The following is a 12,497-nucleotide window of genomic DNA, read 5'->3' as shown; positions in this document are numbered from 1 at the left end:
TTCAGCGCCCCCTTACAGCATCAGTCGGCGCACATCGCCGAGCAGAAATTTGAGCGTGGCGCAGAACCGCGCGGCCAAGGCACCGTCGATGGCACGGTGGTCATAGCTGAGCGACAGGGGCTGCATGTTGCGGGGCTGGAAGGCCTCGCCATCCCAGACCGGTGCCATTTTCGAGCGGGTCAGACCAAGGATCGCAACCTCCGGTGCGTTCACGATAGGCGTAAACGACGTCCCGCCAATCCCGCCAAGCGACGAAATCGTAAAGGTCGCGCCCTGCATGTCGGGGCCTTTCAAGGCACCGTCGCGGGCTTTGGCCGACAAGTCTCCCAGCTCTTTGGAAATCTCGACGATGCCTTTGCGGTCGGCATCCTTGATCACAGGGACCATCAGACCGTTGGGCGTGTCTGCCGCGAAACCGATATTGTAGAAGTCCTTCTTGATCAGCTTGTCACCGTCCGGATGCACCGAGGAATTGACCTCCCAATGCTGCTTGAGCGCCGAGACCGATGCCTTGATCACGAAGCTGAGCAGCGTGACGCGATATCCTTCGGTTTTGGCCTGCGTGTCCAGTTCCTTGCGGTACTTGTCGAGGTCGGTGATGTCGGCCTCTTCGTTATGGGTCACGTGCGGAATATTCAGCCAGCTGCGGTGCAAGGCAGGACCGCTGAGTTTCTTGATGCGCGGCATCTCGACATCTTCGACGGGGCCGAATTTCGAGAAATCCACAACCGGGATCGGCGGAATGCCCATCCCGCCAGAGGCACCACCACCAGATGCGACGGGTGCAGTGGAGGCTTTGAGGAACTTGGTGACGTCCTCGCGCAGGATACGACCCTTGCGGCCCGTCCCGTTCACCTTGCTGATGTCGATATCAAGGGTGCGGGCAAAGGCGCGGATTGAGGGCGAAGCATGCGCCTTGCCAAAGCCTGCATCTGTCACCGTTGCCGTGGCCGGTGCTGGCGCTGGCGCAGCAGCCGGAGCGGCCGCTGGCGGCGCTTCCGAAGCGGCGGGCGCGTCAGCAGCGGCGGGGGCGGCCTCAGGTGAGTCCCCTGCCCCGCGTTCCTCAAGGATCAGAATGGCAGACCCCTTTGATACGTTGTCGCCCTCGGAGACCAAAATCTCCTTGACCACACCCGCAGACGGGCTGGGCACTTCCATGGTCGCCTTGTCGCTCTCAAGCTCGACCAGCGCGTCTTCGACCCCGACGGTATCGCCGACGCTGACCAGAATGCCCACGACGGGCACGTTGTCAAAATCGCCGATGTCTGGAACTGTGACTTCGATTGTCATAATTTATTCTCCTGTCCCGACTGTATTACACAAGCCGTGGGTTCGGCTTGTCGCCGTCAATGTCATATTTGGTAAGGGCGGATTTCATGTCGGTCTTGGTGACGGCACCGGCCTCGAAAAGCGCGCTCATGGCGGCCGCCGCGATGTGATTTGCATCCACCTCGAAGAAGCGGCGCAGGTTCACACGGCTGTCCGAACGACCAAAACCATCTGTGCCCAGAACCGTGTAGCTGTTCGGCACAAAGGCGCGGATTTGTTCCGCGTAGTTCTTCATGTAATCCGTTGCAGCGATGATCGGACCTTTGGCGCGGCTCAGCGTTTTTGTCACGTAAGGCACCTGCTTGTCCTCAAACGGGTTCAGGCGGTTGTGCCGTGCCGCATCCTGCCCGTCGCGCGCCAGCTCGTTAAAGCTGGTGGCGGACCAGATATCGGCGGTGACGCCAAAGTCTTCCTTGAGCATTTCAGCGGCCTTGATCGCCTGCACCAAGATCGTGCCAGAGCCCATCAGATTGACGTGCTTCTTGCCGGGCTTCTTGGTCTCGACCATCCGGTAGAGGCCTTTGATGATGCCCTCTTCGGCACCCATCGGCATGTCGGGGTGCTGGTAGTTTTCATTCATCAGGGTCAGGTAGAAGGTGATGTCTTCCTGATTGACGAACATCCGTTCCAGCCCGTTATGCATGATGACGGCCAGTTCATAGCTGAACGTCGGATCGTAGGTCACGCAGTTGGGGATGGTGCCCGCAAGGATATGGCTGTGGCCATCCTCGTGCTGCAAGCCCTCGCCGTTCAGCGTGGTCCGGCCGGCGGTTGCGCCCAAAAGGAACCCGCGCGCCCGGCTGTCGCCAGCGGCCCAGGCCAGATCGCCGACGCGTTGGTGCCCGAACATCGAATAATAGATGTAGAAGGGGATCATCGGCACGCCGTGGTTGGAATAGGACGTCGCCGCCGCAATCCAGTCCGCCATGGCACCGGCCTCGTTGATGCCCTCCTGCAAGACCTGCCCGTCGGTGGTTTCCTTGTAGAACATCATCTGGTCCGCATCTTCGGGCGTATAGTTCTGCCCCAGCGGGTTGTAGATGCCCGCAGACCGGAACAGCCCTTCCATCCCGAAGGTCCGGCTTTCGTCCGGCACAATCGGCACCACGAATTTGCCGATCTGCTTGTCGCGCAAGAGCGTGGTAAGGATCCGCACATAGGCCATCGTGGTCGAAATTTCACGGTCGCCTGTGCCTTTCAGCTGTGCCTCGAACTTGGACAGCGGCGGGATTTCCAGCTTGGGCGCATCACGCCAGTTGCGTTTGGGGAACTCGCCACCTAAAGCCGTGCGCCGATCCATCAGATAGGATTTTTGCGCATTGTTCAGCTCGACGAACGGCGCTTTGGGCAGGTCCTCGTCGGACACCGGGATGTTGAACCGGTCGCGGAAGGCGCGCAGTTGATCGTCGGCCATTTTCTTGGCGGAGTGGGTCGTGTTCATCCCTTCGCCGGCCGTGCCCATGCCATAGCCCTTGACGGTTTTGACCAGAAGGCAGGTGGGCTGACCTTTGGTGTCGCTGGCCGTTTTGAAGGCGGTGTACACCTTCTTGGGGTCGTGACCGCCGCGACGCAGGGCCCAGATCTGGTCATCAGTCCAGTCCGCAACCAGTGCAGCCGTTTCCGGGTATTTGCCAAAGAAATGCTCGCGTATATACGCGCCGTTCTTGGATTTGAACGTCTGATAGTCCCCGTCGACCGTTTCATCCATCAACTGCTTGAGGCGACCGGTGTGGTCATTCTCAAGCAGGTCATCCCAGCCTTTGCCCCAAAGAAGTTTGATCACGTTCCAACCGGCACCGCGGAAGTCACCCTCAAGCTCTTGCACGATCTTGCCGTTGCCACGCACGGGGCCGTCCAGACGCTGCAGGTTGCAGTTCACGACGAAAATGAGGTTGTCGAGACCCTCGCGCGCCGCCAGATCAATGGCGCCCCGGCTTTCAGGTTCGTCCATTTCTCCGTCACCAAGGAAAGCCCAGACCTTGCGGTCGCCCATGTCGATATGGCCCCGGTTGTGCATGTATTTCATGAACCGCGCCTGATAGATCGCCATCAGCGGGCCGAGGCCCATGGAAACCGTCGGGAACTGCCAGTAATCGGGCATCAGCCAGGGGTGCGGATAGGAGGACAAACCGCCGCCCGCAACCTCGGAGCGGAAGTTTTCAAGCTGTTCCTTGCTGATCCGCCCCTCCATGAAGGAGCGTGCATAGATGCCCGGGATCACGTGGCCCTGAAAGAACACCAGATCGCCGCCGTGAATCGCGGATTTGGAGCGCCAGAAATGGTTGAGGCCAATGTCATACATGACCGCCGAGGACGCGAAAGAGGCGATGTGCCCACCATACTCGCTGCTTTCCTTGTTGCGCCGGACAACTGTCGCCATCGCATTCCAGCGGTTGATGGTCCGGATGCGCCATTCCATCTCGATGTCGCCGGGGATTTCCAGCTCATCATCGGCAGGAATGGTATTCTGATAAGGCGTCGTGGCGGAAAAGGGCAGCGTCGCGCCTGCGGCACGCGCCTGTTGGACAGCTTTGTCGAGCAGGTAATGCGCCCGGTTCGCCCCATCCTTTTCGATGACGTCCTGAATGGCTTCTTGCCACTCCTGCGACTCAATCGGATCAATATCGTTATTCTGTGAAGTCATGATCTGTCCTTAAACAAAGAATTGAGCGCCATTGGCAGAGATGGTTGACCCGTTGATAAAACCGGAGTCGTCAGAGGCGAGGAAAACAACGCAGCGTGCGATTTCCTCTGGTTCGCCCAAACGCCCTGCCGGGATCTGCGCGATGATGCTCTCGCGTACTTTCTCAGGAACAGCCATCACCATGTCGGTGCCGATGTACCCGGGGCAGATGGCGTTGGCGGTGATGCCCGCACGCGCGCCTTCCTGGGCCAGCGATTTGATGATGCCCAGATCGCCTGCCTTGGTTGCGGCATAGTTTACCTGCGCGAACTGACCCTTTTGGCCGTTGATCGACGAAATCACGATGACACGGCCAAATTTGCGTTCGCGCATGCCGGGCCAGATCGGGTGGACGGTGTTGAACACACCGGTCAGGTTTGTGTCGATCACCTGGTGCCATTGCTCGGGCGTCATTTTGTGGAACGGCGCGTCGCGGGTGATGCCGGCGTTTGCGACAACGATGTCGATTGGGCCGAGGTCCGCTTCGACTTGCGCGATCCCCGCCTTGGACGCTTCGTAGTCGGCAACGTTCCACTTGTAGGTCTTGATGCCAGTTTCGTCGGTGAACTTTGCAGCAGCCTCATCATTGCCCGCATAGGTCGAGGCCACGATATATCCATCCGCTATGAGCCTCTTTGAGATCGCTTCACCGATACCGCGACTACCACCTGTGACGAGTGCAACTCTTGCCATTTCAGTCTTCCTTCGTAAGTCATTTGTTCGGGTCTAAATGCCCGGAATACGTTGGTCTTTATCCGGATCAGGGACGCTCGACACACAAAGCGACACCCATGCCGCCACCGATACACAAGGTCGCGAGTCCTTTCTTGGCATCTCTGCGCTGCATTTCAAACAGCAACGTGTTCAGAACGCGGCACCCTGAGGCCCCGATCGGGTGACCGATGGCGATCGCACCACCGTTCACGTTCACAATTGCGGGGTCCCATCCCATATCCTTGTTCACGGCGCAGGCCTGCGCGGCAAAGGCCTCATTCGCCTCGACCAGATCCAGATCGTTGACGGACCACCCCGCTTTGTCCAGCGCTTTGCGACTTGCATAGATCGGGCCGACGCCCATGATCGATGGATCGAGGCCCGCCGTTGCATAGGATGCGATCCGCGCCAGCGGCGTGATCCCGCGTCTCTCCGCATTCTCAGCAGACATCAACAGGGTTGCGGCGGCGCCATCATTCAAGCCGGACGCATTGGCCGCCGTCACCGAGCCGTCCTTGGCAAAGGCCGGGCGCATTCTGGCCATCGCTTCGAGATTGGCGCCGTGGCGGATGTATTCGTCCTGATCGACGATGATGTCGCCCTTGCGGGTCTTGACCGTGAAGGCGGTGATTTCGTCCGCGAACTTGCCTGCTTTCTGCGCGGCCTCCGCCTTGTTCTGCGAAGCCACCGCGAATTCGTCCTGCATGTCGCGGCTGATTTGCCACTTTTCCGCAACGTTTTCAGCGGTCTGTCCCATGTGATAACCGTTGAAGGCGTCCCAAAGGCCATCCTTGATCATGGTGTCGATATATTTCATATCGCCCATTTTATGACCCGCACGCAGGGCGGCGGCATGGGGGCTGAGCGTCATGTTTTCCTGACCTCCGGCCACAACGATCTCTGCATCGCCCAACTGAATATGCTGCGCACCAAGGGCGACAGCCCGCAGACCGGACCCACAAACCTGATTGAGCGACCAAGCGGCAGCCTCCAAAGGCAGGCCAGCATTGATATGCGCCTGCCGCGCCGGATTTTGCCCTTGGGCTGCTGTCAGAACTTGCCCAAGGATCGTTTCGGATACATCGGCCTTGTCGATCCCGGCCCGCTCCACGACGGCTTCCAGAACGGCGGAACCCAGATCATGCGCGGGCGTGTTGGCGAATGCGCCCCCGAACGAGCCAACAGCAGTGCGTGCGGCGGATGCGATAACGACGTTTGTCATATCTTGGTCCCTTTCTTGCCTGTCCTTCAGGCGTAGTTCTTCTTCTTGGACATCTTTCCGATGCCCGGATTCATGGAATTGGTTGGATCGACGGATTTGTAGAAATTGGCGAGGTCTGGCTTGGCCTTGTAAAGGTGGCCGACATTATGTTCGGCGGGGTATTCCGCACCGCGTTCTTCAAGCAGGGCCAGCATCTTCGCCTTGAGCGCTTTGACGTCCACACCTTTGCGGACGACGTAATCCTGATGCAGCACGTGGCACATGAAGTGCCCATAGTAGAGCCGGTGCACCAGATCGTCGTTGATCTCGGGCGGCAGCTCTTCGAGCCAGTCGCGTTCGTTACGTTTGAGGGCAATGTCGAGCGCCAGAATATCCTCGACCTCGTCCGCGTGGACGTTTTGGTAGCGGATCGCGGCACCGGCAGCAGCAAAGCGGTGCAGGCCGGCGATTTTGCCCTCGCGCGGGGTACAGGCGAAATAATCGGCCTCTTTGGTCGCGAAAACCTGATCGAGGTAGGTTCGTGTTTCCGCGATCCCGCCATCACGTGTTTTCAAGATCAGATGATGCTCGAACTGCGCGCGATATTCGGTCATACGCGCGGGCAGGATCTTGGGCCAGATCGCGCTGAGCGCCTGCATGAACTTATCGGTAAATCCGCGCAACAGCGGGATCTTGTTCAGGCGCGCGTCAACGGCGCCTTTCATGGCAAAGAACATCGGCAGTTTGTCGGTTCCCAACTTGTCGATCATCACCATGGTATCTTTGCCGTATTTGGCCGAAATGTCGAACACCTCGCGGTGCATGTATTCCGCACTGACCGGCAGGGTTTCAAACTCCGCCAGCATATGACGGCGCAACGCGGTCAGGTCGGCAGGATCGTTGGTGCCGATATAAAAGACCTGCTCGGTCTCATTCTTGGGATACGTGTCGAGGCGCACGGCAAATACCGCAAGCTTGCCCGCGCATCCAGCACTTTCGTGCAGGCACCGCTTGTCGGCATTGAAACGGGCGGGTGTGTCTGCATCGACTTCACGGACGATGCGCGCATAATCGGTGTCGGAAGCGCGCTTGTTCGTCGGCTCCAGATCGGCGTTTGTAATCTCCCCCGACTGCACGCGGGCCAGAATTTCTTCGGGGTCGTCTCCCAGGGCAAGGCCGAGATGATTGACCAGACGCAGCTGCCCATCCGCGCCGATCTGCGCAAAGAGCGAAAGTTCGGTATAGGATGGCCCCCGTTCGATAAGCGCGCCGCCCGAGTTGTTGCACACACCGCCCACGATCGACGCCCCGATACAGGACGATCCGATCACGGAATGTGGCTGACGCCCCAGCGGATCCAGAAGCTTTTCAAGGGCAAACAATGTGGACCCCGGCAGGGCCAGCACTTGCGTACCACCTTCCAGCAGGTGCAGCGCATCGATGCGCCGGGTGTTGATCAACACGACACCACGATCATAGGACCCGTTTGGCGTGCTGCCTTCGGTCAGGCCGGTATTGGCCGCCTGCATGATGACAATCTTGTCTGCCGCCACGCACGCCTTGAGTATCCGCCACTGTTCGACCAAAGAGCCGGGCTGCACCACGCACAGCGCATCCCCCTGCCCCGACCGGAACCCCTTGCGGAACCGTTCGGTCTTTTTGTCGCCAACAAACAGATGCCGCGAGCCAACAACCTCACGAAGGGCTTCGAGAAGGTCCTGATCATTCATGGTCTTCCTCCTTTTTCAGACAAAAGCTTAGTATGCGACAGATGGCAACCAAGTGGGCAAGGCCCGCCAAAGAAAGACAGCGCCGCCCAGTGTGTCGCTCGATCGCGAATTTGGAACACCAAATGCCGGAACCATTATCGCTCGTCTTGTCCGCCAGGCTCCGGACCCCTTAGTTTATAGCCAGAACAAGAAGGTTGCGGCGGACGCTCTGGCGGAGAAGAAAACCTTTTGGCATCGGTCATACCGAGCTGCCACCTGACGCCAATCATTCCGGCATCCGAACATGATCTGATCGTTGCCCGGCAGTGCAGTGCGCAGCAATGTCACCGGCGGGCGGTTGCTTCGTTTGTAGCGGCGGTTGTCATATTCGATGGGCGTGTCACGCCACTTTTGGCTATGAATGCAGGGCTGTATTCCCCTGTCTGCATGCGTTTGAAAGAGGTTCAGCAGCGCGGACAGGCATTATAAAATCGTTGACCTTCTACAGCGGCGAATACCCGCACTCGACCCACGAAATCTTGACCCATACTGAGGCCTATGCCAGAGAAACAGAAAAAATACGATTAGCAGCCTGACATGAAATCCCGATCCACCTCAATCAGGCTGCAAACTGGTCGAATAGCTGGGACCACCTCTCGTGATCCGAAAAGAAAGCCAATCCAGTGAACGAATTGCTTACCTGGCTAAATGACCAACTGTTGCGCATGCAGTGGTTGTCGGACCTTGTCACATGGGTTTTGGCAGATGGTCTGGGACTGGACATGACAAGCCGGGTCGCTGGCAGCGTCCATTTCTTCATTTATGATGTTATCAAGATATTCATCCTGCTGTCCGTGCTGATCTTCTCTATTTCCTATGTGCAAAGCTACTTTCCGCCTGAGCGGACGCGGCGTATCCTTGGGCAGCGGCAGGGTTTGGGTGCGAACACAATGGCCGCTCTTCTGGGGACACTCACGCCTTTCTGCTCGTGTTCCTCCATCCCTTTGTTCATCGGGTTCACGAGTGCGGGGCTACCGCTTGCGGTGACGTTTTCCTTTCTCATTTCATCACCGCTCGTCGATCTTGCGTCGGTGATTCTGCTCGCCAGTATCTTCAATTGGACAATCGCGCTGAGTTACGTTGCCGTTGGGTTGGTACTCGCGGTTCTTGGCGGGACTTTGATCGGGTACTTGAAGCTGGAGAACCAAGTTGAAACATTCGTGTTCCAAAGCCCGGTTAGCAACCAGGACAACGATGGTCAGATCAGCCGAGGAGAACGTCTGACATATGCGCGTGATCAGGTTTGGGACATCGTGCATCGTGTCTGGCTGTATGTCTTGATCGGCGTGGGTATTGGCGCCGCGATCCACAACTGGATTCCCGAAAGTTTCATTGCCGCCACTCTGGGACAGGACAGATGGTGGTCGGTCTTTGTAGCGACCCTGGCGGGCATTCCGATGTATGCGGATATCTTTGGGACACTCCCCATCGCCGAAGCGCTTGTCCTGAAAGGCGTCGGAATAGGAACCGCTCTTGCATTTATGATGTCCGTGACAGCACTGTCGCTTCCGTCCATGATCATGCTCAAACGCGTGGTCAAACTGCCTTTGCTGGTCATTTTCGCTGGAATTGTAACTGTTGGAATTGTCGTGATCGGTTACGTTTTCAACAGTGTCAGTCATCTACTCATTTGAAACGGAGACAGAATATGCAGATCAAAATTTTGGGGACGGGCTGCAAGAAATGTGTGGCCCTGGCAGATAATGCGAAAGCCGCCGCGCAAACCGCCGGGATCGACTTTGAGATCGAAAAAGTCACCGACATCGTCACAATCGCAGGCTATGGGGTCATGTCCACGCCCGGCCTTGTTCTCAATGACAAAGTCGTTTCCGCTGGCCGGGTTTTGAGCGTGCAGGAGATTGCACCGTTGATGGCTCAGGCCGAGTCATAAGCCCAAGTCGGGCGACAACAGAAGTCGTCTCAAAGGGGCCCCTGCTCGCAACTCCATTGGATGTAGCTTGCCAATTTGCCCCCTCTGTCTGCATCAAGGCGGGTAAACACGACATCGCCAACAGGGGACCCCCGAATCCGAAAGGCAGAGACACGCGCGCGTGCAGGCAAGACAATGGAAAACCCCCGACTGAGCGCCGGAGGTTTTGGTGTCAAACGAACGATACGCCGTTGTCATCCATCGGCAGTGCAGCGATGCGCAGGTTGCTGGCGGCTGCAATCGCGTTGGCCAAGGCCGGGGCGGCCGGTGGGGTGCCGGGTTCGCCCACGCCGGTTGGCGGTTCTGCTGACCGAACGATGTGCACTTCGATCTCTCCGATATCTGTGATCCGCAGCGGCTCGTAGTCGGGGAAGTTGAATTGGTCCACGACGCCTTCCGTCAGCGTGATCTTGTCCCGCATGTTGTGGCCGATACCGTAGCCGATCCCGCCCTCCATCTGCGCTTTGATCACATCAGGGTTGACTGCGACGCCGCAATCTACGGCGCACGTGACCTTTTCGATCTTGATGCCATCCGCCGCGGTGCCGGAGATTTCGACGACTTCTGCCACGTAGGAATTGAAGGACTTGTGCACGGCGATGCCCTGGGACCGGCCCGCGGGGGCGTTGCCCCAGTTCGCTTTTTCCGCGACCAGTTTCAGCACACCGGCCTTGCGCTGCTGCTCGAGGCCGTCGCCGCTTAGATAAGCGAGACGGAAGTCGACCGGGTCGATACCGGCGGCCTTGGCGGCCATGTCCATCATGACCTCCATGACATAGGCGGTGTGGGTGTGTCCCACCGCGCGCCACCAAAGCGTGCTGGTCGCTTTTTCGGTATCCGTGAGGCCGAATGCCGCCATCGGGATCTGGTAGGGACTGTCCACCGTGCCCTCAACCGAGGAGTGGTCGATGCCGTTTTTGACTGCGAAGGCCTCGAACGGGGTGCCCTTCATGATGGACTGGCCCGCGATACGATGTTCCCAGCCAACGATATTACCGGACCCGTCCAGACCGACGCGCACCTTGTGCCCAAAGGCCGGGCGGTAATAGCCAGAACGCAGGTCATCCTCTCGAGACCAGACTAGATGTACGGGGCGCGAGCGGTCGGTGAGCGAAAACGCCAGAGCCGCCTCGACCTGATAGTCCGCCTGCGGCGTGGCACGACGGCCGAAGGATCCACCAGCGAGTACCGTCTTGATCTGCACCTTGTCGAAGGGGAGGTCAAAGATCTCGGCTATGGCGCCATGCGGCAAGGTCGGGATCTGGCAACCGTCATGCATCAGGATACCGCCATCTTCGGTCTCTTCGATAGTGCAGTTCAGCGGTTCCATCGGGGCGTGGGCAAGGAGGGGAAAGTAGAACGTTTCCTCGACCACCGTTTCGGCCCCGTCGATGGCAGTCTGAACGGCGACCACGTCGGCCTCGTTGACGTTGTAAGTCGGGTCTGCCTCAAGTGCCGCGCGGATTTCGGCTTCGATCTGATCGGAACTGCGCGTCTCTGCATTTCGTGTGTCCCACTCAACCGAAATCGCGTCGCGCGCCTGCATCGCGGCCCATGTATTCTCGGCAAAGACCGCAACGCCCGCCTTGTTGGGCAGGATATCGGCGCTGATGAACCCCTTGATCGCCTCGGCCCCGCTGGCATCTACGCTGACGGCGGTGGCGCGCTGCTGCTCTGGCCGCGCGATCATCGCGATCATCTGGTTGGGGCGCTGGATGTCCATCGCGAACATGGCGGTGCCGTTTCCCTTGGCCGCGCTGTCGAGGCGGCGCACGTCCGGATTGCCGATCAAGCGGAACTCGGACGGGTCCTTGAGCCGCGGTTCGGCTGGCGCGTCAAGAACGGCAGCGGCTTCAACGAATTCACCCAGCGGGGCGGACTTGCCCGAACCGAAAATCATGCCGTCTTGAAGCGACAGGGTGCTGGCTTCGACGCCCCATGCCTGAGCCGCGGCGTGCAGCAGCATCTCGCGGGCGGCAGCCCCCGCCTGACGGTATTGGAGATACGAGTTGGCCATGGCTGTCGAGCCGCCCGTGCCCTGCATCGGACCAAAGAGCGTGTTGTTATAGACCTGCGGGTTCGACGGTGCGAAGTCATAGCCAATCTGGTCCATGGACAGGCCCATTTCCTCGGCAATGAGGGTCGAAAGGCCCGTGGCCGGCCCCTGTCCCATCTCGAAATGCTTGATGATGGCAGTCACCGACCCATCGGTGCCGATCTGCACAAACGGGGTCAACATGGACGGGTTGGCGGACGCTGCAAGCGCTCCGTCTGGGCGAATGCCCACAACAAGCATGGCACCGGCGGCGGCGGCACCCTGAAGGAACCCACGGCGGGATGTGTTCACGGTCATGATCAAGCCTCCAGGATTTTTGCGGCGCGCTGGATGCCAGCGCGAATGCGTTGATAGGTGGCGCAGCGGCACGCGTTGCCCCACATGTAGTCGTCAATCTCAGAGACCGAGGGGTTCGCATTCTGACGCAAAAGGCCCACAGCCGACATGATTTGACCGGACTGGCAGTAGCCACATTGCACCACGTCTAGCTCGACCCAGGCCTGCTGCAGAGCCGCACCGACCTTGTCATCGCTCATGGCTTCAATGGTTGTGATTTCTGCACCTTCCATGTCGTCGATGAATGTTTGGCACGAGCGTACCGGTTCGCCATTCAAATGCACGGTACACGCTCCGCAGGATGCGACACCACAACCGAACTTTGTGCCGGTCATTTTCAATTCGTCGCGGATGACCCACAAGAGTGGTGTTCCTGGCTCTGCATCGACCTCCTGAGTCTTGCCGTTGACTTTCAACGTAATTGCCATGTCTGCGTCTCCCTGATGACCATTCTTTATCGAGAAGATAGGTGCCGATGG

9 protein-coding genes are annotated in these 12,497 nt (G+C 58.8%); 2 read left to right on the top strand and 7 right to left on the bottom strand.

The annotated features are described in order from the left end of the window. Window positions 1-12 precede the first annotated feature (12 nt). The 5 genes from aceF to dld form a co-directional block, all read right to left on the bottom strand. Window positions 13-1,290: a dihydrolipoyllysine-residue acetyltransferase gene (gene aceF, locus LC354_RS01100; RefSeq protein WP_223420986.1), complete on the bottom strand. Its 1,278-nt coding sequence runs from the start codon at window positions 1,288-1,290 to the stop codon at window positions 13-15. Between the two features lie 25 nt (window positions 1,291-1,315). Further along, window positions 1,316-3,973 (bottom strand): pyruvate dehydrogenase (acetyl-transferring), homodimeric type, encoded by a 2,658-nt coding sequence (aceE, locus tag LC354_RS01095; RefSeq protein WP_223420985.1) that lies wholly within the window; start codon window positions 3,971-3,973, stop codon window positions 1,316-1,318. Window positions 3,974-3,982: 9 nt separating this feature from the next. Then, the gene (gene phbB / locus LC354_RS01090) at window positions 3,983-4,705 is read right to left on the bottom strand and encodes an acetoacetyl-CoA reductase (RefSeq protein ID WP_223420984.1); all 723 of its coding nucleotides are present in this window, start codon (window positions 4,703-4,705) and stop codon (window positions 3,983-3,985) included. Window positions 4,706-4,772: 67 nt separating this feature from the next. Beyond that, window positions 4,773-5,948, bottom strand: coding sequence for an acetyl-CoA C-acetyltransferase (locus LC354_RS01085; RefSeq protein WP_223420983.1), 1,176 nt, complete (start codon window positions 5,946-5,948; stop codon window positions 4,773-4,775). Window positions 5,949-5,974: 26 nt separating this feature from the next. Continuing rightward, complete coding sequence (dld, locus tag LC354_RS01080) at window positions 5,975-7,657, bottom strand: D-lactate dehydrogenase (protein ID WP_223420982.1); 1,683 nt, start codon at window positions 7,655-7,657, stop codon at window positions 5,975-5,977. 662 nt (window positions 7,658-8,319) lie between these two features. On the opposite strand from dld, the gene LC354_RS01070 reads away from it, so the two are divergent. Both LC354_RS01070 and LC354_RS01065 read left to right on the top strand, forming a co-directional pair. Continuing rightward, window positions 8,320-9,330, top strand: a complete 1,011-nt coding sequence (locus tag LC354_RS01070; RefSeq protein WP_223420981.1) for a permease — start codon at window positions 8,320-8,322, stop codon at window positions 9,328-9,330. Window positions 9,331-9,344: 14 nt separating this feature from the next. Continuing rightward, complete coding sequence (locus tag LC354_RS01065) at window positions 9,345-9,587, top strand: thioredoxin family protein (RefSeq protein WP_223420980.1); 243 nt, start codon at window positions 9,345-9,347, stop codon at window positions 9,585-9,587. 211 nt (window positions 9,588-9,798) lie between these two features. Here LC354_RS01065 and LC354_RS01060 read toward each other — a convergent pair whose 3' ends face one another. Together LC354_RS01060 and LC354_RS01055 are read right to left on the bottom strand one after the other, a co-directional pair. Beyond that, on the bottom strand, window positions 9,799-11,979 hold the full coding sequence (locus LC354_RS01060; RefSeq protein ID WP_223420979.1) for a xanthine dehydrogenase family protein molybdopterin-binding subunit: 2,181 nt from the start codon (window positions 11,977-11,979) through the stop codon (window positions 9,799-9,801). Window positions 11,980-11,981: 2 nt separating this feature from the next. Further along, window positions 11,982-12,446 carry a (2Fe-2S)-binding protein gene (locus LC354_RS01055; RefSeq protein WP_223420978.1) on the bottom strand — a complete coding sequence of 155 codons (465 nt, stop codon included), beginning with the start codon at window positions 12,444-12,446 and terminating at the stop codon, window positions 11,982-11,984. Window positions 12,447-12,497 lie beyond the last annotated feature (51 nt).

It is taken from the genome of Tateyamaria pelophila (assembly GCF_019966495.1).
Taxonomy (GTDB): Bacteria; Pseudomonadota; Alphaproteobacteria; order Rhodobacterales; family Rhodobacteraceae; genus Tateyamaria; species Tateyamaria pelophila.
This window is presented reverse-complemented; position numbering and strand designations above follow the sequence as displayed.

What these genes read in the sequence shown, in the direction of transcription:
- aceF (WP_223420986.1), bottom strand. Translation starts at nt 1,290, where the DNA reads ATGACAATCGAAGTCACAGTTCCAGACATCGGCGATTTTGACAACGTG.
- aceE (WP_223420985.1), bottom strand. Translation starts at nt 3,973, where the DNA reads ATGACTTCACAGAATAACGATATTGATCCGATTGAGTCGCAGGAGTGG.
- phbB (WP_223420984.1), bottom strand. Translation starts at nt 4,705, where the DNA reads ATGGCAAGAGTTGCACTCGTCACAGGTGGTAGTCGCGGTATCGGTGAA.
- LC354_RS01085 (WP_223420983.1), bottom strand. Translation starts at nt 5,948, where the DNA reads ATGACAAACGTCGTTATCGCATCCGCCGCACGCACTGCTGTTGGCTCG.
- dld (WP_223420982.1), bottom strand. Translation starts at nt 7,657, where the DNA reads ATGAATGATCAGGACCTTCTCGAAGCCCTTCGTGAGGTTGTTGGCTCG.
- LC354_RS01065 (WP_223420980.1), top strand. Translation starts at nt 9,345, where the DNA reads ATGCAGATCAAAATTTTGGGGACGGGCTGCAAGAAATGTGTGGCCCTG.
- LC354_RS01060 (WP_223420979.1), bottom strand. Translation starts at nt 11,979, where the DNA reads ATGACCGTGAACACATCCCGCCGTGGGTTCCTTCAGGGTGCCGCCGCC.
- LC354_RS01055 (WP_223420978.1), bottom strand. Translation starts at nt 12,446, where the DNA reads ATGGCAATTACGTTGAAAGTCAACGGCAAGACTCAGGAGGTCGATGCA.